Genomic DNA, 26,927 nt, shown 5'->3' with positions numbered 1-26,927 from the left:
ATGGAGTTGGACAACCAGGCGCTTCCGCTGACGCGCGGCCAACTCGACATATGGCTTGCGCAGGAAACGGGCCAACTCGGTACGGAGTGGCAGCTTGGCCTGTTCGTCAGAATTGACGGCGGGCTACAACGGGACGCCCTGGAGTGGGCGATCCGGCGAGCGGTAACCGAGGCCGAACCCATCCGGGCCGCCATTTCCGAGGTGGATGGCCAGGTCGTGCAACGGGTCATCCAACACCCGGATATCGAGCTGGCGTTCCACGACCTGAGTGGTACCAGCGATCCGGTGCAGGAAGTCCGTGCGGTCGCAGCGGCGATTCAACGCACGCCGATGCCGCTATCCGGCCCGCTGTTCAAGTTCGCGCTGTTTCAGGTGCGGCCCGACGAGTTCTATCTGTTCACTTGCTGCCACCACATCGTCGTCGACGGATCGGGCATTGCGCTCATTGCGCAGCGCGTGGCGACCGTCTATTCGGCGATTGTTTCCGGTTCACCGGTCCCTGCCGGCTTTCTCGGCTCGTTGCAGGAGTTGGTTGACTGCGAAGCGGCATACGAAGAGTCCGTCGATTTCGGAAATGATCGCGCTTACTGGACTCAGAACCTTCCGGCGGAAAGCGAACCGCCTTTTCGGTTGGCCGACGGCGCGCACGAGCACGGCTCATATCTGCAGTCGGAATCGGTCGCACTCGATTCGGTCATCCTTGACCGCGTAGACGAATTTTGCCGTGTAGAAAACGTGCCCCGGTCTTCGGTCATCACAGCGGCATGTGCGCTGCTGGTACGGGGGTGGTGTGCTGCGGGCTCGCAGGTCGTCCTGGATTTCCCGGTCAGCCGACGAGTGCGTCCGGAGTCGAAGACTCTTCCCGGGATGATGGCTGGAACGGTTCCGCTGGTGCTAAGAGTGTCGCCAGATACCCACGTTGTCGGATTCAGCAGACATGTGGACACCCAAATTCGAGAAGCCTTGCGGCATCAGCGCTTTCCGGTGCATACCCTTGAACGGAGAACGCGCCTGAACGGCTTCGAGCAATCAGCCGCCAGGGTGACGGTCAATTTCCTTCCGGCTCGGTTTGCGATGCCATTCGGCGGTGCCGAAGCATCCGCGTCTTTGACCAACGGCGCCGTGGTCGACGGATTTGGACTTTTCTTCTCCACCGCCGGCAACGACCTTTTCCTTAGCACGGTGGGTGTAGGGCAGCCATGGTCGCGTTTCGACGTCTCTGACCTGGCGGGCCGGTTGGGGCGGCTGTTGATGGCAATGACTGCTGATCCGGCTCGGCGACTGTCATCAATCGAGCTACTCGACGGCAGCGAGCGCGCGGGCTTGGAGGCCTGGGGAAATCGGGCGGTGTTGACCCGTCAGGCAGCCACCGCTGTGTCGGTTCCGGCGGTGTTCGCTGCGCAGGTGGCCCGAAACCCGCAGGCCGTGTCCCTGAGCTGCCAGGGCCGTTTCATGACCTATGCCGAGCTGGATGCGGCGTCGAATCGGGTGGCGCATCTGTTGGCTGGATTGGGCGCGGGTCCGGGTCGATTTGTGGCACTGCTGTTTTCGCGTTGCGCTGAGGCAATTGTGGCGATGTTGGGGGTGCTCAAATCGGGGGCGGCGTATCTGCCGATCGATCCGGCGCACCCGGAGTCGCGGATCCGATTCATGATCGATGACGCCGCGCCCGTGGCCGCGTTGACGACTGCGGGGTTGGTTGATCGGTTGGATGGCTGTGAGGTGTTGGTCATCGATGTCGACGATCCGCGCATCGTAGCTGAATCCATTGCGGCGTTGCCGGTGCCGTCTCCCGACGACATCGCCTACCTGATCTACACCTCGGGGACCACTGGTGTGCCCAAGGGGGTGGCGGTTGCGCATCGCAACGTGACCCAGCTGCTCGCGGCGCCGAGCGCCGAGCTGATACCCGGCGAGGTGTGGTCGCAGTGCCATTCATATGCCTTCGACTTCTCGGTGTGGGAGATCTACGGAGCGCTGTTGCGTGGGGGCCGGCTGGTGGTGGTACCCGAATCAGTTGCCGCCTCTCCGGAGATGTTGCGCGCCTTGCTGATCGACGAGCAGGTCAGCGTGTTGAGCCAGACACCCTCAGCGCTGGGGATGTTGCTGGCGCAGGGTCTGGAATCGACGGCGTTGATGGTGGCCGGCGAGGCCTGCCCGGTCGAGGTGGTGGATCGATGGGCACCGGGTCGGGTGATGATCAACGGCTACGGCCCGACCGAGACCACGGTGTATGCGGCGATCAGTGCGCGGTTGACGGCGGGATCGGATGTGGTGCCGATCGGTGCTCCGGTGCCCCGTGTTGCGTTGTTCGTCCTGAACGACTGGTTGCGTGCGGTGCCGGCCGGCGTAATCGGGGAACTGTACGTCGCTGGCGCCGGGGTGAGCGTCGGCTATGTGCGTCGCACCGGCTTGACTGGATCACGGTTTGTGGCGTGTCCGTTCGGGCAGCCCGGCCAACGGATGTATCGCACAGGGGATCTGGTGTGGTGGGGTGCCGACGGGCAGTTGCGCTATGTGGGTCGTGTCGATGAGCAGGTCAAGATCCGCGGGTATCGCATCGAGTTGGGTGAGATCCAAACTGCACTGAATGCACTCGATGGCGTGGAGCAGGCAGTCGTGATCGCCCGTGAGGACCGCCCCGGATTCAAGCGACTGGTCGGCTATATCACCGGAACCGCGGACCCGGCCGGTTTGCGTCCCGCGCTTGCTGAGCGGCTGCCGGGCTACATGGTGCCGACCGCGGTGGTGGTGCTGGATGCGTTGCCGTTGACGGTGAACGGCAAACTCGACATCCGCGCTCTTCCGGCCCCGGACTACATCGCCGCTGAGCAGTCTCGTAAGCCGGCCAGTGCTATTGAGGAGATTTTGGCCGGCATTTTCGCCCACGTGTTGGGGGTGGAGCGGGTCGGGGCTGATGACTCGTTCTTCGAATTGGGTGGGGATTCGCTGTCAGTTATGCGCTTGGTCGCCGCGGTCAACGCCAGTCTGAATAGCCATCTTTCGGTGCGCGCCGTGTTCGAGGCGCCGTCGGTAGCCGAGCTGGCGCCCCGCATCGGTACTGATGGTGGCGGGTTGGCACCGTTGGTGGCGATCGAGCGACCAGCTCTGGTGCCGTTGTCGTTCGCCCAGAACCGGTTGTGGGTCATCGACCAGTTGCAGGGCCCGTCGGCGGTTTACAACATGGCGGTAGCGTTGCGGCTGAGCGGGCGTCTCGACGCCGAGGCGTTGGAGGCGGCACTGGGCGATGTGGTGGCCCGTCATGAAAGCCTTCGCACTTTGTTCGCCGTGGAGGACGGGATCCCCCATCAGGTGGTCATATCGAGCAAGCGGGCCGACTTCGGATGGGATGTCGTTGACGCCGCTAGTTGGCCAGAGGGCCGACTAGGTGTGGCCATTGACACCACAGTGCGTGAGCCGTTCGATCTGGCCGCCCGGATTCCGTTGCGGGCGAAGCTTTTCCGTGTCAGTGATATGGAGAATGTGTTGGTCGCGGTGGTGCACCACATCGCTGCTGATGGTTGGTCGATCACCCCGCTGGTACGCGACTTAGCCATCGCCTATGCCGCGCGACGCGCTGGCCAGCCAACCCAATGGGCGCCGTTGCCGGTGCAGTACGTCGATTACACGTTGTGGCAGGCTGAGCAGCTCGGTGATGTCGATGATCCCGATAGTCGTATCGGGATACAGCTGGCCTATTGGGAGCGCGCTCTGGCCGGGCTGCCTGAACGGCTGGATCTGCCCACCGATCGGCCGTATCCGCCGGTAGCCGAGAACCGTGGGGCCAGCATCGAAGTCAACTTGTCCGCGCGGATGCACCACCAGGTAGCGCGGATGGCCCGCCGGCATAACGCGACCAGTTTCATGGTGGTCCAGGCCGCTCTTGCGGTGTTGTTGTCGAAGCTCAGCGGCAGTGACGATGTGGCGGTTGCCTTTCCGGTCGCCGGACGTCGCGACCCCGCCCTCGACGAATTGGTGGGCTTTTTCGTCAACGCTTTGGTACTGCGGGTCGACCTGGCTGGTGATCCCACCGTCGACGAATTAATGGGGCAGGTGCGCGCCCGCAGCTTGGCTGCGTTCGAGCACCAGGATGCGCCGTTCGAGGTGCTGGTGGAGCGGCTCAACCCGACGCGGTCTTTGACTCACCACCCCTTGGTGCAGGTGACACTGGCATGGCAGAACGACGATCCCGCCGGTCTAGTCCTAGCTGATGTGGAGGTCACTCGGTTACCAGTCGATACCCGGACTGCCAGAATGGATTTGACGTTCTTCCTAACCGAACGCTGGACCGAGGCCGGTGAGTTCGCCGGGATCGGCGGATCGGTCGAGTATCGCACCGATGTGTTCGATGCCGCCAGCATCGAGACGCTGATCGAGCGCTTTGAGCGGGTATTGGCCGTGTTGACCGACGATCCATCACGGCGGCTGTCGTCGGTCGATGTTCTCGACGATGCTGAGCACCTTGCCTTGCACGGGTGGGGCAATCACGCGGTGTTGAGCCAGCCGGCGAGCGGGGTGTCGATCCCCGAGGTGTTCGCCACGCAGGTAGCCCATGCCCCGCAAGCGCTGGCCTTGAGCTTCGACGGCCGCTCGATGACGTATCGCGAGCTTGACGAGGCGTCAAATCAATTGGCGCACTTGTTGATTAGCTATGGAGTGGGATCAGGTGAACGGGTGGCCCTGCTGGTACCGCGTACGGATGCTGCGGTGGTGGCCATGCTGGGCGTGCTCAAATCGGGAGCTGCGTATGTGCCGATCGATGTGGGGCATCCTCCGGCGCGAACCAAATTCGTGCTCGACGATGCCGCGCCGATCGCCGCGATCACCACCGCCGAGCTGCGCCCAAGGCTGGCCGGGCAAGGGCTGCTGGTCGTCGATATCGGTGACCCCACCCTTGACGCCCAACCCACCGCCGCGCTTCCAATGCCAGCGGCCGCAGACATCGCCTACCTCATTTACACCTCAGGTACCACCGGTATGCCGAAGAGCGTAGCGGTCACCCACGGCAATGTGACGGCGTTGATGGAGTCCTTGCATGCGCCGTTGCCGGCGGCCGGGGTGTGGTCGCAGTGGCATTCGTTGGCGTTTGACGCCTCCGTGCAGGAGATTTTCGGCGCGCTGTTGGGTGGCGGCCGCTTGGTGGTGGTGCCCGAAGACGTGGGGCGTTCCCCAGAAGACCTGCACGCGTTGCTTGTTCGCGAACAGGTCAGTGTGTTGAGCCAGACCGCTTCGGCCGCCGGGATTCTGTCCCATGAGGAGTTGGAGTCGGTGGCGCTGGTAGTGGGTGCGGAGCCGTGTCCCGCTGAGGTGGTCGATCGGTGGGCGCCGGGTCGGGTGATGGTCAACGTGTACGGCCCGACTGAGACCACGGTGGATGTGGCGATCAGTACTCCGTTGGCGGCCGGCTCGGGGGTGCCGCCGATCGGTGTTCCGGTTTCGGGGGCAGCGTTCTTTGTGTTGGACCGGTGGCTGCGGCCGGTGCCGGTCGGCGTGGCGGGCGAGTTGTATGTCGCCGGTCGGGGTGTGAGCGGGGGGTATTGGCGGCGCGGCGGGTTGACCGGGTCACGGTTTGTGGCCTGCCCGTTGGGAACGCCAGGACAAAGGATGTATCGCACCGGGGATGTGGTGCGCTGGGGCTCTGATGGGCAGCTGCGGTATGTAGGCCGGGTTGATGATCAGATCAAGGTCCGCGGTTACCGTATCGAGTTGGGCGAAATCCAAGCCGCCTTGAGCCGTTTGGATGGAGTGGATCAGGCGGTGGTGATCGCCCGTGAAGACCGCCCTGGCGCCAAGCGCCTCATTGGCTACGTGACGGGCACCGCCGACCCGGCCGTGGCGCGCGCGATGTTGATGGAGCAACTGCCTACCTACATGGTGCCCGCCGCGGTGGTGCTGCTCGATGCGCTGCCGTTGAGCGTGAACGGCAAGCTGGACAAGCGCGCCTTGCCGGCACCGGAATATCAGGATGTGGACCGGTACCGCGCCCCGGCGAACGCGGTCGAGGAGGTCTTGGCCGACATCTACGCCCAAGTCCTCGGGTTGCAGCGGGTCGGGGTCGACGAGTCGTTCTTCGAACTCGGCGGGGACAGCATTTTGTCCTTGCAGGTGGTGTCGCGCGCGCGGGCGGCCGGGTTGAGGTGTCGACCGCCCGACATCTTCGTCGAACAGAGCGTGGCGCGGCTGGCCCGGATCGTCGAGGTGGTCGACAGCACCGATCGCCCGTTCGACCAAGGCATTGGGGCGGTAGTGGCTACCCCGATCATGCGCTGGTTGCAGGGCGTAGACGGCCCGATCGAGCAGTACAACCAGACCGTCGTCGTGCAAGCCCCGGCCGGGGTGAGCGAGGTCGACGTCGTGATGCTGTTGCAGGCGTTGCTGGATCGGCACGCCATGCTCCGGCTGTGCGTCGCCGCCGACGGCGCCGGTGGGTGGGCGTTGGACGTGCCCGACGCCGGCTCGGTGCAGGCCGCCGACTGCGTACGCACCGTGGAGAAACTCGACGACGAGGCGGTGGTGGCGGCGCGGTCGCGGCTGAACCCGGCTGCCGGGGTGATGCTGGCGGCGGTGTGGGCCGGTGTCACCGGTCAATTGTCGGTGGTCATTCATCATCTTGCTGTCGACGGTGTGTCGTGGCGAATCCTGTTGGAGGATCTGAACATTGCCTGGGCCCAGCATCGCAGCGGACAGCCGATCGCACTGCCCTCTGGCGGAACGTCGTTTGCTCGGTGGTCGACGCTACTAGCGGAGTATGCCTACGCGCCCGAAGCAATTGGCCAGGTCGAGGCATGGCGGCAGGTGATCGCCACCCCTGCGCTATTGCCGGCCGTGCAGCCGGTGGCGGACACCTTCGCCACGGCGGGGCACTTGTCGGCGCAGTTGGATGTCGAGACGACTCGGATGCTTCTCGGTGAGGTACCGGCGGCGTTTCACACCGGTGTCCACGACATTTTGTTGATCGCGTTCGGGTTGGCGGTCACCGAGTTTCTCGGCGCTGGCGGTGCGCAGGTGGGTATCGATGTGGAGGGCCACGGCCGCCACGAGGAGCTGGCCGCCGAAGTGGACCTAACTCGCACCGTCGGCTGGTTCACCACCAAGTACCCGGTGGTGTTGACTGTCGGCGGGCTGGACTGGACGCAGGTCGCCGCTGGTGAGCCCGCGCTGGGAGCGCTCGTCAAGAGCGCCAAAGAACATCTCCACTCGTTGCCCGACGGCTTGAGTTACGGGGTGCTGCGCTATCTGAACATCGATGCAGAGCTTGAGAACGCCGACCCTGTGATCGGATTCAACTATCTGGGCCGGCTGGGCGCAGGCGCGGCCGAGGTTTCCGATGAGCTGTGGCGGCTCGGTCCGAATGGCGTGGAACTGGCCGGCCCGGCAACGGCGATTTCGATGCCGCTCACCCACACGGTGGAGCTCAACGCCGCCACCGCCGATACCGACATTGGCCCTCGGCTGCAGGCGAATTGGATGTGGGCGCAATCTGCACTCGATCGCACGCAAGTCAATCGGTTGAGTCAATTGTGGTTTGAGGCACTGGATGGGATCTGCGCGGTGGTACGTGCCGGTGGCGGCGGGCTGACACCCTCTGACATTGCCCCGGCCCGGCTGAGCCAGCAGCAACTCGACGAGCTTCAGCAGCAGTACCCCGTCGCTGATGTGTTGCCGTTGACGCCGCTGCAGCAGGGGCTGCTCTTCCACGCCGGCACCGAACAAGGCCACAACGACGACATGTACGCACTGCAGCTGCAGGTCACCATCGTTGGACCGCTGGACCCGCAGCGGCTGCGGGATGCAGTGCACACCGTGCTCAGGCGCCACCCCAATCTGGCCGCGCGGTTCAGCGACCGGTTCGACGAGCCGGTACAAATCATCGAGGCTGATCCCGCACTGCTCTGGCACGAAATAGACTCAAGGGCAGCCGATTTCGAGCAGAAGCTGCAGCATGTCTGCGCCGCTGAGTGCGCGGCAGTGGCCGGTCTGGCGGACCAGTCACCCTTCCGAGCGGCGTTGATACGCATCGGATCTGATCAGCACCGGTTCGTGCTGACCGTCCACCACATCGTGATGGACGGCTGGTCGATGCCGATCCTGCTGGGCGAAATCATCGCCGGCTATTACCGCAAGCCCCTGTTGCCGGCCGTACCCTATCGAAGGTTTGTCAGCTGGTTGGCACAGCGCGACGCAGGTGCCGCTCGCGCGGCATGGGGTGAGGTGTTGGCCGGAGTCGACGCCCCCGCCCTGGTGGCGCCGCCGGGTCGGACGGCGCTGGGCCCCAGAGGCGTTGCCGCCCAACAACTCTGCGCGCAGACTACGAAAGCGCTGACCGATTTTGCCCGCTCGCGTCAGACCACCGTCAACACGGTGTTGCAGGCGGGCTGGGCGCAGCTGCTGAGCTCGCTGACCGGCCAGCAGGATGTGGTGTTCGGCACGGCTGTCTCTGGTAGGCCTGCCGAGTTGGTGGGTGCGGAGTCGATGGTGGGGTTGTTGATCAACACCGTGCCGGTGCGTGCGACGCTGACACCGACCACCACTACTGCCGACTTGCTCGAACAGCTGCAGGCCGCCCACCATCGCACGCTGGAACACCAGCACTTGGCGCTTCCGGAGATCCACCGCCTCACGGGGCACGACCAGTTGTTCGACACACTGTTCGTCTACGAGAACTATCCGGTCGACATCGCCGCCTTGTCGGGTGAGCACGAGTTGGCAATCACTGAGTTTTACACCCGCGAGCACAACCACTATCCGCTGACAGTGGCGGCCGCACCGGGAACCGAACTGAGCCTTCGCGTTGAATACGACACCGAGGTATTCGACTGCGCGAGCGTCCAGGCGCTGCTCAGTCGCTTCGAGCGATCGCTGGACGCGATCACTGCCGATGTATCACGGCCACTGTCGGCGATCGATTTGCTCGACGATAGCGAGCGCACGCGCTTCGAAGAGGTCGGCAACCACGCCGTATTGACGACATCGGCTCCGATCTCGGCGTCGATAACGACACTGTTCGCCGCGCAAGTCGTCCTCACTCCCGATGCGGTGGCAATCACTTACGAGGGCCACTCGATCACTTACCGGGACCTCGACGACGCGTCGAATCGGTTGGCGCACATGCTGGTTGCTCGCGGAGTATGCCCCGGTGAGCGGGTGGCGCTGCTAGTGGAACGCTCAACCGAGGCCATCATCGCGATGTTGGGCGTCCTGAAGACGGGGGCGGCCTATGTGCCGATCGACCCGGCACACCCCGATGCGCGGATCGAGTTCGTCCTCGTCGACGCCGACACGACGAACGTGATCAGTACAACCGAGCTGCGACCGCGACTGGCCGGACAAGACCTGTCGGTCGTCGATATCAACGACCCCGTCATCGACACCTACCCCGGCACCGCGCTGCCCGGTCCGGCGCCCGACGATATCGCGTATTTGATCTACACTTCGGGCACCACCGGAACCCCCAAAGGCGTTGCGGTGGCGCATCGCAACGTGACCCGGTTGCTAGAGGTGTTAAAAGCCGAGGTGGCGCCTGAACGGGTTTGGTCGCAGTGTCATTCGTTGGCGTTCGATTTCTCGGTGTGGGAGATTTTCGGTGCGCTGCTTTCTGGGGGCCGGTTGGTGGTGGTGCCCGATGCGGTGGTGCGCTCTCCGGAGGAGTTGCACGCGCTGTTGGTCGCCGAGCAGATCAGTGTGTTGAGTCAGACGCCGTCGGCGTTTTATGCCCTGCAGGCCGCTGATGAGGCCGCCGCCGAGGCTGACCACCTCATGTTGGAGACGGTGGTGTTCGGCGGTGAAGCGCTGGAACCGCAACGTCTTGCCGCTTGGTGGGATCGACATCCGGGGTTGCCGCGGCTGCTGAATATGTATGGCATCACCGAGACGACGGTGCATGCCTCGGTGCGTGAGATCGTCGCCGCCGATGCCGAGAACAGGTTTTCTCCGATCGGGATGCCGTTGGCGCACTTGGCTTTTGCTGTGCTAGACATCTGGTTGCGTCCGGTGCCTGCCGGTATGGTGGGCGAGCTGTATGTGGCGGGAACCGGTGTGGGCGTCGGGTATTGGCACAGGGCTGGTTTGACCGGGTCACGGTTTGTCGCTTGCCCGTTCGTTGGAGCGGGAGCGCCAGGACAAAGGATGTATCGCACCGGGGATCTGGCGTCCTGGGGTGCGGACGGGCAGCTGCGCTATCTGGGCCGGGCTGATGAGCAGGTCAAGCTCCGCGGCTACCGCATCGAGTTGGGTGAGGTGCAGGCCGCGTTGGCAGGCTGCGAGGGGGTGGAGCAGGCGGTCGTGATCGCCCGTGAGGACCGCCCCGGTGACAAACGCCTCGTGGGTTATGTCACCGGCACCGCCGACCCGGCATCCCTCCGCGCGCAGCTCGGCGAGCGGCTGCCCAGCTACATGGTGCCGGTCGCAGTGATGGTGATCGACGCGTTGCCGCTGACTCCGAACACCAAACTCGACACTCGTGCGCTTCCGGCTCCGGAATACACCCACACCAATCGTTATCGCCCGCCCGAAAGCGCGGTCCAAAAGATCCTGGCCGGCATCTTCGCCCATGTCCTCGGGGTGGAACGAGTCGGGGTCGAAGACTCGTTCTTCGAACTGGGTGGGGACAGTATCTTGTCGATGCAGGTGGCTTCGCGGGCGCGGGCGGCGGGTCTGGTGTGTCGCCCGCGCGATGTGTTCGTCGAACAGACCGTGGCCCGACTGGCCCGGGTGGTCGAGGTGTCTGACGGCCCGACCGACGTCATCGATCAAGACCTCGGCACGGTGGTGGCCACCCCGATCATGGGCTGGCTGCACAGCCTGCATGGGCCAACCGATCAGTTCAACCAGACCATGGTGGTCCAGGCCCCGGCTGGAATCAGCGAGGCCGATGTGGTGGTGGTCTTGCAGGCCTTGGTGGATCGGCATGCCATGTTGCGCCTGCGTGTCGAAGACGATAACGCCGGGGGATGGTCGCTGCATGTGCCCGAGGTGGGGTCGGTGAAGGCGTGTGACTGCGTGCACACCGTCGACGCGCTCCATGACGAGGTCCTAGTGGCGGCGCGGTCGCGGTTGAACCCGGCCGCCGGGACGATGCTGGCCGCAGCGTGGGTAGCCCCCTCCGGACAGCTGGTCTTGGTCGTTCACCATCTCGCGGTTGATGGCGTGTCGTGGCGAATCCTGTTGGAGGATCTCAACATCGCTTGGGCCCAGCATCGCAACGGGCAGCCAATTGAACTTCCGGCGGGTGGAACGTCGTTTGCTCGGTGGTCAACACTGCTGGCCGAATATGCCCGCACGCCGGGAGTCGTCGCCCGGGCCGAGACGTGGCGACAGGTGGCGGCAGTCCCGGCCGTACTACCGGCGGTCCAACCGGCGGTGGACACCTATGCGAGTGCTGGGCAGCTGTCAGTGCAAATGGACACCGAGACCACTCGGATGCTGCTCGCGGAGGTGCCTACGGCGTTTCACGCAGGCGTGCAGGACATTCTGTTGATCGCATTTGGATTGGCGTGCGCGGAGTTTCTCGACAACCCGGTGCCGATCGGTATTGATGTGGAGGGCCACGGCCGGTGTGAGGACATCGGCGACGGAGTGGACCTATCGCGCACAGTGGGCTGGTTCACCACTAAGTACCCGGTGGCGCTCAGTGTCGGTCGGTTGGAATGGGCGCAGGTTACCGCCGGTGCACCGGAGTTGGGCACCGCCATCAAGAATGCGAAGGAACAGCTGCGCGCCCTGCCAGACGGTCTGACCTACGGCTTGCTGCGTTATCTCAGTTCTGAGGTCGAGTTGGACGGGGCCGATCCGGTCATCGGGTTCAACTATCTGGGCAGGTTGGGCGCATCGGCGCGCGATGTTTCCGACGAATGGTGGCGGCTCAGCGCTGAGGGTTCGGCGCGGGTCGGTGCGGCCGCGGCGATCCCTATGCCGTTGGCGCACACTTTAGAGCTCAACGCGGCCACCGCCGACACCGAGGACGGCCCACGGCTGCAGGCGAATTGGATGTGGGCGCAATCGGCGCTGAATCATGCTCAGGTAGATCGGTTGAGCCGGTTGTGGTTTGAGGCACTGGGCGGGATCTGCGTGCTGGTGCGATACGGCGGAGGCGGGTCGACACCCAGCGATTTCCTGCCGACCCGGTTGGGTCAACAGCAACTCGACGATCTGTGCCGGCAATACGAAGTCTCAGATGTGTTGCCCTTGACGCCGCTGCAGCAGGGGCTGCTGTTTCACGCTGGCACCGCGCACGACGACGATGTCTATGCGGTACAGCTTCAGATGACCGTCGCCGGACCACTGGAGCCGCTGCGGCTGCGCGATGCAGTTCACATGGTGGTCAAGCGGCATCCGCATCTGGCGGCTCGGTTCTGCGCAGAGTTCGTCGAGCCAGTGCAGGTCATCGAAGTCGAGCCTCAATTGCCTTGGCACTTCGTGGACCTGAGCGCTAGCGCCGATGTCGACGAACAGATCGGACAGGTGTGCGCCGTCGAACGTGCCGCGATCGGAGATCTGGCTGACCAGCCGTCCTTCCGGGCGGCGTTGATCCGCACTGGCCCTGAGCTGCACAGGTTCGTTTTGACCAACCACCACATCGTGATGGATGGCTGGTCGACGCCAATCCTGTTGCGGGAGATCATCGCCGGCTATTATCGCCAGCCGCTGCCTCCTGCCGGTGAATACCGTAGCTTTGTCAGCTGGCTGGCTCAGCGGGACCTAAATGCCGCTCGGACTGCCTGGGGCGAGGTCTTGGCCCGGTTCGACACACCCACGCTGGTGGGTTCACCCGACCGGCTCGGCCGGGGGCGACGGGGAACGACGTCGTACAGGTTCTCCGAGGAGCACACCGGGACGCTGGTCGGGCTGGCCCGGACGCACCGCACCACACTGAATACGGTGCTGCAGGCTGCGTTCGCGCAACTGTTGTGCTCGTTGACCGGCCAGCAAGATGTGGTGTTCGGCACCGCAGTTTCTGGACGCCCGGCCGAGTTGGCCGGTGCGGAGTCGATGGTCGGCTTGCTGATCAATACGGTCCCGGTACGCGCGACCCTGGCAACGGCCACGACCACCGTCGGGTTGCTCGAGCATTTGCAGGCCGACCACCACAACACGCTGGAGCATCAGCATCTGGCGCTGAGCGAGGTTCACCGGCTCACTGGCCACGACCAGTTATTCGACACCCTGTTCATTTACGAGAACTATCCGATCGACACCGCTGCATTGTCCGGCGAGCACGACTTGGCCATCACCGAGATCACTCACCGCGAGTACAACCATTACCCGCTGACGGTGGCGGCCGCGCCTGGCCGCGAACTGAGCCTTCGCGTTGAGTACGACACCGAGGTGTTCGATGTGGACGGCATCGGAAGGTTGGTCGAAAGGCTGCACAAGGTATTGGCCGCCATGACCGCGGACCCCTACCGGCGGCTGTCATCGATTGATGTGCTCGCCGAGGTTGAGCACACGCGTCTCCATGAGGTCGGCAATCGGCTGGCGCTCACCCGCCCGACGCCGCCGAGGCGGTCCATCCCCGCGATGTTCGCCACGCAGGTGGCGCGTGCCCCGGAAGCGGTGGCGATCAGTGCCGGACACCGATCGTGGAGTTACAGCGAAGTGGACGAGGCCGCGAATCGGTTGGCGCACTTGATGGTTACCCATGGTGCGGGCCCCGGTGAACGAGTGGCGGTGTTGGCGGAGCGTTCCGCTGAAGCCATCATTGCGATCGTCGGTGTTCTGAAGACCGGGGCGGCCTATGTGCCGATCGATCCGGCACACCCCGACGCGCGAATCGAATTCGTGTTCGCCGACGCCGCACCGATCGCGGCACTGACCACCACAGCCCTGCAGTCACGACTTGTCGGGCAGGATCTGTTGGTCGTCGATATCGCCGACTCGTTGGTAGACAGTCAACCCAGCGCCCCTCTGCCGAGCCCGGAGCCCGACGATATCGCCTACCTGATCTACACCTCGGGCACCACCGGAACCCCGAAGGGCGTGGCCATTACGCACCACAACGTCACCCAGATGATCCAAACGATGGATGCGGGTTTGACTGTGCCGGAACGAGTCTGGGCGCAGTGGCACTCCTACAGCTTTGATATCTCGGGTTGGGAGATCTTCGGTGCCTTGCTGCACGGGAGTCAGCTTGCGGTGGTGCCCGAAGCGATGGCGGCGACGCCGGAGGCGTTCCACTCTCTGCTGATTGATGAACACGTCGACATCCTGTGTCAGACCCCGTCGGCCGCAGCGATGCTGTCGCCAGAGGGTTTGGATGCGGTGACGCTGTTGGTGGGCGGGGAAGTGTGCCCGGCTGAGCTGGTGGATCGGTGGGCGCCGGATCGGGTGATGATCAACGAGTACGGCCCGACCGAGACGACGATGTGGGTGGCGTTGAGTAAGCCATTGACGGCGGGCTCGGGAGTGGTGCCGATCGGTGCGCCGTTGCCGGGGGCGGCGTTTTTCGTCCTGGACAACTGGCTGCGTTCCGCACCCATCGGTGTGGTCGGTGAGTTGTATGTGGCCGGTACCGGTGTGGGCGTTGGATATTGGCGTCGGCCGGGGTTGAGTGGGTCGCGGTTTGTCGCCTGTCCATACGGAGCGCCCGGGTCACGGATGTATCGCACCGGGGACCTGGTGCGCTGGGGCGTCGATGGCCAACTGTTTTATCTGGGTCGCGTCGACGAGCAGGTCAAGATTCGCGGGCACCGCATCGAACTCGGTGAGATCGAATCAACGTTGGTGGGTTGTGATGGGGTCGAGCGCGCGGCGGTGATGGTCCGCGAGGACCGCACCGGCGGCCGACGCCTGGTCGGTTACATCACCGGAACGGCCGATCCGGCCGTCACGCGCGCGAAACTGGCGGATCGACTCCCGAACTATATGGTGCCGGCCGCGGTGGTGGCGATCGACGCGTTGCCGTTGACCGTCAACGGCAAGCTCGACAAACGTGCGTTGCCGGCGCCGGACTACACCGACGGTGCCGGGTATCGCGGCCCGGCTAGCGCCATCGAGGAGGTCCTCGCAGGTTCATATGCCGAGGTCCTCGGGTTGGAGCGGGTCGGGGTCGATGACTCGTTCTTCGATATGGGCGGGGACTCGCTGCTGGCGATGCGTCTGGTCGCCGCAATCAACAGGGTTCTGGGTGCCGGTCTCGGGGTGCGCGATGTCTTCGAAGCACCGACTGTCGCGCAGTTGGTGTTTCGAGTTGGAGCCAATTCGGGTGGGCTGGAGCCGCTCGTGGCGATGGACCGACCGGCGGTGGTGCCGTTGTCGTTTGCCCAAAGCCGGCTATGGTTCCTCGATCAGTTGCAGGGTCCCTCTGCGGTTTACAACATGGCGGTGGCGCTGCGGTTGAGCGGACATCTGAATGTTGCGGCGTTGGGCACGGCGCTAGTTGATGTGGTGGGCCGCCACGAAAGCCTGCGAACGCTTTTTGTGGCACGCGAAGGAATTCCCCAGCAGCTGGTGGCGCCTGTCGAGCGTGCCGACTTCGGCTGGGACATTGTTGATGCCAACGGCTGGACGGTCTCCCGTCTTCAGGAGGCTGTCGACACCGCGGCACGTCGCCCGTTTGATCTGTCCACCCAGATCCCCATGCGGGCAAAGCTGTTCCGTATCAACGACGATGAGCATGTATTGGTGGCGGTGGTGCACCACATTGCTGCCGATGGTTGGTCGATTACTCCGCTGGTGGTCGATTTGGGAACCGCCTATTCCGCCCGATGTACGGGACGGGCTCCCGAATGGACGCCGCTGCCGGTGCAGTACATCGATTACACGTTGTGGCAGCGGGAGCAATTGGGTGATCTCGACGATCCCCACAGCCGGATCGGAACACAACTGGAGTTTTGGGAGCACACCCTGGCGGGGCTGCCCGAGCGGCTGATTTTGCCCAGCGATCGGCCATATCCGGCCATGGCGGATTACCGCGGAGCAACGGTCGCCGTCGAGTGGCCCGCAGAGTTGCACCAGCAGGTGGTGTGGTTGGCTCGTGAGCACAACGCGACGAGTTTCATGGTGGTGCAGGCCGCGCTGGCGGTGCTGTTGGCCAAGCTCAGCGCCGGTTCTGATGTGGCAGTGGGATTTCCGATCGCCGGGCGTAGTGACCCGGCGTTGAATGCGCCGGTGGGGTCCTTCGTCAACACACTGGTGTTGCGCGTCGAGCTGTCCGGGGATTCGACGGTCAGCGAACTGATGGGTCAGGTGCGTGAGCGTACCCTGACCGCTCTCGAACATCAGGATGTGCCGTTCGAGGTATTGGTGGAGCGGCTCAACCCGACCAGATCCCTGTCTCATCACCCGTTGGTTCAGGTGATACTGGCCTGGGAGAACTTCGCCGGGCAGAAGGACACCGCCTCTGCCGGGATGTCCTTGGGTAATGTGGAGATCACACCGCTCCCGGTCGACACCCGAACTGCCCGTATGGATTTAGCGCTTTCGCTGACCGAACGTTTCAACGGGGCTGGCGGGCCGGCCGGTATCGGTGGAGAAGTGGAGTTCCGCACCGACGTGTTCGATGAGACCAGCATCGAGGCGCTGGTTGAGCGGTTAGAGCGCGTGGTGGTGGCGATGACCGCGGACGCTGGCCGGCGGCTGTCGTCGATCGATCTGCATGACGTGCATGAGTACGCCCGGCTGCAAGACTGGGGCAATCAGGCGGTGATGACTGCGCCGGCACCTACGTCCGTGTCGATACCCGTGCTGTTTTCCGCCCAAGCTGCCCGCACCCCGGAGATGGTGGCGATCAGGTGCGGGGGCCGCTCGGTGACCTACCGGGAACTCGATGAGGCATCGAATCGGTGGGCGCATCTGCTGACGGGGATCGGGGCAGGTCCGGGACAGTCTGTGGCGCTGCTGTTTTCACGGTGCGCTGAAGCGATCGTGGCCATGCTGGGGGTGCTGAAGACGGGCGCGACGTACGTGCCGATCGACCCGGCCCACCCGGATATACGGATCGGATTCATGCTGGCCGATGCGTCGCCGATCGCGGCGATTACCACCTCAGACTTGTGCGCGCGGCTGGACCGGCACGACGTATTCGTCATCGACGTCAACGACCCAACCATTGAGACCCAGTCCAGCGCCGCGCAGCCGGGGCCGTCGCCAGACGATATCGCCTACGTGATCTACACCTCAGGCACCACCGGTGTCCCCAAAGGTGTTGGGATCACTCACCGCAACGTGACCCAGATGTTCGGTGTGCACCCCATCCTGCCGCCGCGGCAGGTGTGGACGCAGTGTCACTCGTATGCATTCGACTTTTCCGTGTGGGAGATCTGGGGCGCGCTGCTGCACGGTGGGCGGCTGGTGGTGGTGCCCGAAGGAGTGGCCGCCTCACCGGAGGACCTTCACGCCTTGCTGGTCGCTGAAAGTGTCAGCGTGCTCACCCAGACCCCCTCGGCGGCGGCGGCCTTGCCTTCAAAGGGTTTGGACTCGGTGACGTTGTTGCTCGGTGGTGAGACCTGCCCCGCCGGGTTGGTGGATCGGTGGGCGTCGGGGCGGGTGATGATCAACGCTTACGGTCCGACCGAGGCGACGGTGTATGCGGCGATGAGCGCGCCGCTCGTGGCGGGGTCGGGGGTGGCGCCGATCGGTTCGCCGGTCGCAGGGGCGGCACTGCTGGTGCTCGATGGGCGGCTGCGTCCGGTGCCGATCGGGGTGGTCGGGGAGTTGTATGTGGCTGGTGCCGGGGTGGGCGTCGGCTATATGGGCCGGGCCGGGTTGACGGGGTCGCGGTTTGTGGCGTGTCCATTCGGGGCGCCCGAACAGCGGATGTATCGCACCGGGGATCTGGTGTCCTGGGGTGCTGATGGGCAGCTGCGGTATCTGGGTCGGGCGGATGAGCAGGTCAAGATCCGCGGGTATCGCATCGAGTTGGGTGAAGTCCAAGCCGCGCTGGCTGGTTGCGTCGGCGTGGAGCAGGCGGTGGTGATCACGCGTGAAGACCGCCCCGGCGACAAGCGCGTGGTCGGCTACATCACTGGCACGGCCGACCCGGCCACGATCCGCCGAGCGCTTAGTGAGCGGTTGCCCGCCTATATGGTGCCGGCCGCTGTCGTGGCGTTGGACACGTTGCCGCTGACCGTCAACGGCAAGCTCGACACCAATGCGCTACCGGCACCGGAATATGCCGACGCCGACCGGTATCGAGCCCCCGCCAATGCGGTTGAGGAAGTCTTGGTCGGCATCTACGCGCAGGTGTTGGGAGTGGAGCGGGTCGGGGTCGACGACTCGTTCTTCGATCTCGGTGGGGATTCGCTGTCGGCGATGCGGGTCGTCGCTGCAGTCAACAAGGGTCTGGATGCCCGTCTTGGAGTGCGCACCTTGTTCGAGGCACCCACGGTGGCCGGGTTGGCGCGACATATCGATGCCGGTGGCGGTGGGATGGCGCCGCTGGTGGCGGTCGAGCGGCCGGCGGTGGTGCCGTTGTCGTTTGGGCAGCATCGGTTGTGGTTCATCGATCAGTTGCAGGGCCCGTCTGCGGTGTACAACATGGCCGTGGCTTTGCAGCTCGACGGGCGCCTGGATGCGGCGGCGTGGGGGGCGGCGTGGGCCGACGTCGTAATCCGGCACGAAAGTCTGCGCACCCTATTCGCCGCACCCGACGGGATTCCCCAGCAGGCAGTCGTACCAGCCGAACGTGCCTGCTTCGGTTGGGAAGTCGTTGATGCGGGCGGCTGGACCGACGATCGGCTTCGCGAGGAGATCGACACGTTGGTGGGTGCGCCGTTTGAATTGGCCACCGAGATTCCGTTGCGGTCAAAGCTTTTCCGCATCAGCGACGAGCAGCATGTATTGGTGGCGGTGGTGCACCACATCGCTGCTGATGGTTGGTCGATCCGACCGCTGGTGGCTGATCTGGGAGTGGCGTATGCCGCGCGGTGCGCGGGTCAGGCGCCAGGGTGGGCACCGTTGCCGGTGCAGTACGCCGATTACACGCTGTGGCAGCGCGCGCAGCTCGGCGATTTGAATGATGCCCACAGTCGTATCGGTTCCCAGATGGCGTTCTGGGAGCAGGCGTTGGCGTGGTTACCTGAGCGGTTGGCGCTGCCGACCGATCGGCCGTATCCGGCGGTGGCTGATTATTGCGGGGCCACGGTGGCGGTGGATTGGCCGGCACAGCTGCAGCTGCAGATCGCGCGGGCGGCTCGCGAGCACAATGCGACCAGCTTCATGGTGGTGCAGGCCGCTTTGGCGGTGTTGTTGGCCAAGCTGGGCGCGACTTCTGATGTGGCGGTGGGTTTTCCGATCGCGGGGCGGCGCGACCCCGCTTTGGACGAGTTGGTGGGGTTCTTTGTCAACACGTTGGTGTTGCGGGTCGAGGTGGCCGGTGACCCCACCGTGGCTGAGTTGATAGGTCAGGTGCGGGCGCGTAGCCTGGCCGCGTTTGAGCATCAGGATGTGCCGTTTGAGGTGTTGGTGGAGCGGCTCAATCCGACCCGGTCATTGAGTCATCACCCGTTGGTGCAGGTGATGTTGGCCTGGCAGAACAACGATCCCGTCGATGAGCTCGATCTGGACGGTCTGCGCGTCACACCGTTGCCGGTCGACACGCGTACCGCGCGGATGGATGTCACGTTCTCCTTGGGTGAGCGTTTCAGCGAGGCCGGTGAGTCCGCAGGAATCTGTGGAGCGGTGGAGTTCCGCACTGATGTGTTCGATGCGGCCAGTATCAGGGTGTTGATCGATCGGTTGGGTCGGGTGTTGGTGGGGTTGACTGCTGATCCGGCGCGGCGGGTGTCGTCGATCGATGTGCTCGATGCCGCCGATTATGCGCGCCTGGATGAGGTGGGTCACCGGGCGGTGTTGAGCGCGACGGCACCAGCGGGGGTGTCGGTTCCGGTGTTGTTCGCGGAGCAGGTGGCTCGCACGCCGGATGCGGTAGCGCTGACTTGGCAGGGCAGCTCGATGACGTACCGCGAGGTTGATGAGGCATCGAATCGGTTGGCGCACCTTCTGGTTGGCTACGGTGCGGGTCCGGGGCAGCGGGTGGCGCTGCTGACCGAACGCTCGGCGCGTGCGGTCATCGCGGTGCTAGGGGTGCTCAAGTGCGGGGCGGCCTATGTGCCGATCGACCCGGGGCATCCGGATGCGCGGGTCGGGTTCATGGTTGCTGATGCCGCCCCGGTGGCCGCGCTCACCACTGCCGCACTCGCTGAGCGGCTGGCCGGCCATGAGGAGCTGCGGGTGATCGATATCGGTGACCCCGGCATCGACGCACAGCCGGTTACTGCAACGCCGGTGGGCCCGGCGCCTGAAGATGTCGCCTATCTGATCTACACCTCGGGGACCACCGGAACCCCGAAGGGGGTGGCGGTCACCCACTCCAACGTCGTTGGGCTGCTCGACTCGTTGGACGACAACCCGCGACTCGCCGGACAGGTGTGGTCGCAGTGGCACTCGTTGGCCTTCGATGTGTCGGTGTGGGAGATCTTGGCGGCGTTGCTGTCGGGGGGCCGGTTGGTCGTCGTGCCCGACGAGGCGGCCCGGACACCAGACGAGTTGCGCGCCTTGTTGATTGCCGAACGGGTGGATGTGGTGAGCTTGACGCCGTCGGCAGCGGCGATGCTGTCGCCGGTGGGGTTGGAGTCCGCGGCGTTGGTGGTGGCCGGGGAGGCGTGCCCGACGGAGTTGGTGGAGCGGTGGGCATCGGGTCGCACCATGATCAACGCCTACGGTCCGACCGAGGCGACGGTGTACGCGGCGATCAGCGCGCCGCTGAGTCCGTGCGCGGGAGTGGTGCCGATTGGTGCGCCGGCGCCCGGGGCGGGGTTGTTCGTCCTCGATTCCTGGTTGCGTCCGACACCGCCGGGGGTGGTTGGGGAGTTGTATGTGGCCGGCACCGGGGTGGGCGTGGGCTACTGGCGGCGTTCGTCGTTGACGGGGTCGCGGTTTGTTCCGTGTCCGTACGGGGCGCCTGGACAACGGATGTATCGCACCGGGGATTTGGTGACGTGGGGCCCTGATGGGCAGTTGCGATATCTGGGACGTGGTGATGATCAGGTCAAGATCCGCGGGTACCGCATCGAGTTGGGCGAGGTCCAAACCGCTCTGGCCGATTGCGCGGGGGTGGATCAGGCGGCGGTGATCATGCGTGAGGACCGCCCTGGTGACACCAGGCTGGTCGGCTACGTCACCGGCACCGCGGATCCGGCCACTCTGCGGGCGCAGTTGGGCAGACGGTTACCCGGCTATATGGTGCCCGCCGCGGTCGTGGTGCTCGACGCGCTGCCGCTGACGGTCAACGGCAAGCTGGACCAACGGGCCCTGCCGGCACCGGAATACCAGAACGTGGACCGCTACCGCGCGCCGGACAGTGCGGTCGAGGAGATTCTGGCCGGCATCTACGCCCAAGTTCTCGGGTTGGGGCGGGTCGGGGTGGACGACTCGTTCTTCGGGTTGGGCGGGGACAGCATTTTGTCGATGCAGGTGGTGGCCCGGGCCCGCGCGGCCGGTTTGTTGTGTCGCCCCCGTGATGTGTTCACCGAGCGGACCGTGGCCCAACTGGCCCGGGTGGTCGAGGTGTTCGACGCCGCGACCGACGTGATCGACGAGGGTGCAGGCCCAGTGGTGATCACCCCGATCATGGCCTGGCTGGCCAACGTGGACGGTCCGGTCGATGAGTTCAACCAGACCATGGTGGTGCAGGCCCCGCCAGGCGCCAACCAGGGCGACGTCGTGGTGCTGGTGCAGGCACTGTTGGATCGCCATGCCATGTTGCGGCTACACGTCGACGACGGCGAGGCCGCGGGCTGGGCGCTGACGGTGTCCGAGAGTGGTTCGGTGCAGGCCGCCGACTGCGTGTACACCACGGAAGCACTCGATGACGAAGTCGTCGTAGCGGCGCGGTCGCAGTTGAACCCGGCCGCCGGGGCGATGCTGGCCGCACTGTGGGCCAGGGCGACGGGTCATTTGGCGTTGATCGTTCACCATTTGGCGGTGGATGGGGTGTCGTGGCGGATCCTGTTGGAAGACTTGAATATCGCGTGGGTCCAGCATCGTAGTGGGCAGCCGATCAACCTGCCCGCGGCAGGGACGTCGTTCGTCCGGTGGTCGGCCTTGCTCGCCGAGCATGCGCACGCCCCTGAAGTTGTTGGCCAGGTTGACGCGTGGCGACAAGTGGCCGCCACGCCAGCCGCACTGCCTGCGGTGCAACCCGCAGATACGTTCGCCACCGCCGGAAACCTTGCGGCGCAGCTGGACACTGACACGACACGCATGCTGCTGGGACAGGTTCCGGCAGCGTTTCATGCCGGCATCCACGACATTCTGTTGATCGCATTCGGGTTGGCAGTCACCGAGTTCCTTGGAAATCCAGCGCGAGTCGGTATTGATGTGGAGGGTCACGGCCGCGACGAGGAACTCGGTGCCGGGGTGGACCTGTCGCGCACGGTGGGCTGGTTCACCACCAAGTACCCGGTCGCCTTGAGCGTCGGGGGACTGAACTGGGCACAGGTGATCGCCGGTGATCCGATGTTGGGCGGGGTCATCAAAAACGCTAAAGAGCAACTGCGCGCCCACCCCGACGGTCTGACCTACGGCATGTTGCGTTACCTGAACCCTGACGTTGAGCTCGCCGGGTCGGATCCGGTGATCGGTTTCAACTATCTTGGCCGGCTGGGCGCGGCGGCGGCCGAAGTCTCTGAGGAGTTGTGGCGCATCTCGCCGGAGGGGTTGGCGCTCACACGTGCGTCCGCGGCGATTCCGATGCCGTTGATGCACACCGTGGAACTCAACGCCGCCACCGCTGACACCGACACCGGCCCACAGTTGCAGGCCAATTGGACCTGGGCGCAATCGGCGCTCGATCACGCGCAGGTGGATCGGTTGAGCCGGTTGTGGTTTGACGCCCTGGGCGGGATCGCTGCGCTGGTGCGCGCCGGCGGGGGCGGATTGACGCCCTCGGATATTCTTCCCGCCCGGTTGAGTCAACTTCAGCTCGACGAGCTCGAGCAGAAGCACCGCATCGCGGATGTGTTGCCGTTGACGCCGCTGCAGCAGGGGCTGCTGTTTCACGCCGGCGCCACACAAGACCACGGCGAGGACGTGTATGCGGTACAGCTGGAGATCACCCTCGCCGGTGCACTCGAGCCGCTGCGGCTGCGCGAGGCAGTACGCAGCATGGTCAAGCGGCACCCGAACCTGGTCGCTCGATTCTGCGACCGATTCGACGAGCCGGTGCAGGTGATCGAGGCTGAGCCCGAATTACCTTGGCACTACGTTGATTTGAGCGACGACGGTGCCGGCGATGCGGACGAGCAGATTCAGCGGCTGTGCGCGGACGAACGCGCCGCCGTGGGAGACCTAACTGGGCAGCCGCCCTTGCGGGTCGCGCTGATCCGCACCGGATCAGAACGGCACCGGTTGGTGCTCACAAATCACCACATCGTGATGGATGGCTGGTCACTGCCGGTCCTGCTGAGCGAAATCTTCGCCGGCTATTACCGCCAGCCCCTGCGCCCGGTCACTTCGTATCGCCGGTTTGTGAGCTGGCTAGCCGCCCAGGACAGAGATGCTGCCCGAACGGCTTGGGGCCAAGTGTTAGACGGGTTCGACGCACCTACCCTCGTTTCTCCACCAGGCCGGGTAGGTCTAGGCCGGCGAGGCGTTGCGTCATATCGACTCCCTGAAGAGACCACCTGCGCTTTGACCGAGTTGGCGCGGGCGCGCCACAGCACTGTCAACACAGTGCTCCAGGCCGCGTTCGCGCAGGTGCTGAGCTTGCTGACCGGCCAGCAGGATGTCGTATTCGGTACCGCGGTCTCCGGGCGCCCGGCCGAGCTAGCCGGTGCGGAGTCAATGGTGGGCTTGTTGATCAACACGGTGCCGGTGCGCGCGAAGCTGACCGCGGCAACCACAATCGCTGAGCTTCTCGAGCGGCTGCACGTGGCCTACGACGCCACGTTGGAGCATCAGCACCTGCCGTTGAGCGAGATTCACCGAATCACCGGTCACGACCAACTATTTGACACCATGTTCGTCTACGAGAACTACCCCATCAACACCGCCGAAGTGTCCGGAGACGGCGACTTGGCAGTCACCGAGTTCCGCAGTCGCGAGTACAACCACTACCCGCTGACGCTCGCGGCCGCGCCCGGACGCGGACTGAACGTTCGGGTCGAATACGACACCGAGGTGTTCGACGCGGCCGGCATCGAGGCGCTCATTGAGCGCTTCGAGCGGGTGGTGGTGACCATGACCGCCGATCCGTTACGACCGCTGTCGTCGATCGATCTGCTCGATCATGGCGAGCGGACCTGCCTCGAGGAGGTCGGCAACCGCGCGGCAGTGACCATGCCCGCGCCCGCAGCGGTGTCGATTCCGGCGCTTCTCGACGCTCAGGTCGCCCGGGCTCCGGAGGCGGTGGCGGTGAGTTGTGGTGGCGACTCGGTGACGTATCGCGAGCTGGATGAGGCGTCGAATCGGTTGGCGCACTTGTTGATTGCTCACGGCGCGGGTCGGGGTGAGCGGGTGGCGCTGGTGGTGGAGCGCAGCGCTGAGGCGATCATCGCGATGCTGGCGGTGCTCAAGACGGGCGCGGCGTATGTGCCGATCGATCCCGCGCACCCGGACGCCCGGATCGAGTTCATGCTCATCGATGCCGCCCCGATGGCCGTGCTGACCACCGAAGGCCTGGTCCAGCGGCTTGCTGGGTCTGACGAACTCTTCGTCGTAGATATCGACGACGCCGCCATTGGCAGGCAGCCCGCCACCGCGCTGCCGCTACCGTCCCCGGACGATATCGCGTATCTGATCTACACCTCGGGTACCACCGGGGTTCCCAAAGGCGTGGCCGTCACCCACTGCAACGTGGCGTACTTGGCGGAGTCATCACCGGCGGTCCTGGCTGGGCGCCAGGTGTGGACCCAGTGCCACTCCTACGGCTTCGATTTCTCCATGTGGGAGATCTTTGGTGCACTGCTGAGTGGTGGGCGGCTGGTGGTGGTGCCCGATAAAGTGGTCCGATCGCCAGAAGACTTGCACGACTTGGTGATTAGCGAGCAGGTCACCGTGCTCACCCAGACGCCTTCGGCGGCGGGGATGCTCTCGCCTGAGAGGTTGGGGTCAGTGACGTTGGTCGTCGGGGGTGAGGCTTGTCCGGCTGAGCTAGTCGATCGGTGCGCGCCAGGGCGGGTGATGATCAATGCCTATGGTCCGACAGAGTCCTCGGTGTATGCGGCTATCAGCGCGCCGCTCGCATCGCGGTCGGGGGCGGTGCCGCTTGGTGCGCCGGCGGCGGGTGCGGCGTTGTTCGTCCTGGATGGGTGGTTGCGTCCGGTACCTGTCGGGATGGTCGGTGAGTTGTACGTGGCCGGCGCCGGGCTCGCGGTTGGATATTGGCAGCGAGCGGGGTTGACAGCGTCGCGGTTTGTAGCGTGCCCGTCAGGTGCTTCCGGAAAACGTATGTATCGCACCGGAGATCTGGTGTCCTGGGGTGAGGATGGGCAGCTGCGGTATGTCGGCCGTTCTGACGAGCAGGTCAAGGTCCGCGGGTATCGCATCGAGCTGGGCGAGATCGGGGCGGTGCTCAACTCACTTGACGGGGTGGATCAGGCCGTAGTGGTCGCCCGCGAGGACCGCCCCGGCGACAGGCGACTGGTCGGCTATGTCACCGGTAACGCCGACCCCGCCGGAATCCGCCCAGCGCTGGCCGAACTGTTGCCGAGCTACATGGTGCCGACCGCGGTGGTGGCGCTGGATGCGCTGCCGTTGACGGTCAACGGCAAGCTGGACACCCGTGCCCTGCCGGCCCCGGACTACACGGATGGCGAACGATACCGCGCTCCTGCCAATCTGACCGAGGAGATCCTGGCCGGCATCTACGCCCAGCTACTCGGCTTGGAACGGGTTGGCGTCGAGGATTCGTTCTTCTATCTGGGTGGAGATTCTCTGTTGGCGGTGCGGCTGATCGCTGAGATCAACAAGACATTGAATACCGATCTTGCAGTCCGCACCCTGTTGAGGGCGCCCTCCGTGAGAAGTCTGAGCAAAGCGTTGAGCGAAGATGACAGCGCGGTGGAGGTGGTGCCAGTCGAGATTCTCAAGGAGGGCACGGGAGTTCCGCTGTTCTGTATTCACGAAGGTAACGGGCTCAGCTACGCGTATCGGACATTGGGCGACTATCTCGATTGCCCGATTATTGGAATCAATCAGATCCGAGGCGGTGATGAAGCTGAACTCGAGTCGATTCGTGACATGGCGAGGATCTATGCCGATAGGCTTCACGCCGCTTATCCTGGCGGTCCCTACAAGCTGTTGGGCTGGTCGTTCGGAGGCTTCATAGCGCATGAGCTCGCGATCGAGCTGAATCGACGCGGATGTGTAGTCGATCAGCTCGTACTATTGGACCCGGTATTCAGCGACGGCCGACAGCGAATTCCAGACATAGGTGAAGTCGAAACTTATGTACTCAACGAATTCATGAGGTCAGGCGCTACGAGCATTCCAGAACAGCTAGAACTCAGTACGTATCGGCAGGCAGAACAGCTAATTCGAGAGGGAAGCGTCGTCGAGGCGGCTCTCCCTCCCAGGCCGTTGTTCGAATTTCTGGTGCGCAACCACCATCTCAATCGGCGCTTCCTTGCGGACCATGAGCCCGATATTTTCGATGGCGACATGACCTTGTTCGTCGCGCGAAGTGAACATGAGAATGATTCCCTCATCTTGCAGGAATGGCGACCCTACATTGCTGGCGACATAACCGCGTACTTGGTGGACTGCAAGCACGATGAGATGATGATGCCTGAACATCTCCACGTGTATGCAGGGCAAATTGGAAGTTCCTCGAAAACTCCAAACGGCTTCGCGGTCACGTAATTGCATATCCCAACGCTCGCAGTATGCCAGCGATACACGTCGAACTAGAGGGCTGCTTTCAAGCGCTTTGACGCCCTCTTAACGCGAGGGCGAAAGCAACTAAGGCGCGAGTTTTCCTCCCTGTCCACGAG

1 protein-coding gene is annotated in these 26,927 nt (G+C 64.4%); it reads left to right on the top strand.

Annotation, left to right across the window (positions count from 1 at the left end; all coding sequences use genetic code 11):
• Positions 1–26,796, top strand: a complete 26,796-nt coding sequence (locus ACIA48_RS30045) for a non-ribosomal peptide synthase/polyketide synthase (protein ID WP_396739949.1) — start codon at positions 1–3, stop codon at positions 26,794–26,796.
• Positions 26,797–26,927: the final 131 nt, after the last annotated feature.

Source organism: Mycobacterium sp. NPDC051804 (assembly GCF_044452905.1).
Lineage (GTDB): Bacteria > Actinomycetota > Actinomycetes > Mycobacteriales > Mycobacteriaceae > Mycobacterium.
This window is presented reverse-complemented; position numbering and strand designations above follow the sequence as displayed.

Excerpts from the sequence above, each read along its gene's own strand:
- ACIA48_RS30045 (WP_396739949.1), top strand. The coding sequence starts at position 1 with ATGGAGTTGGACAACCAGGCGCTTCCGCTGACGCGCGGCCAACTCGAC.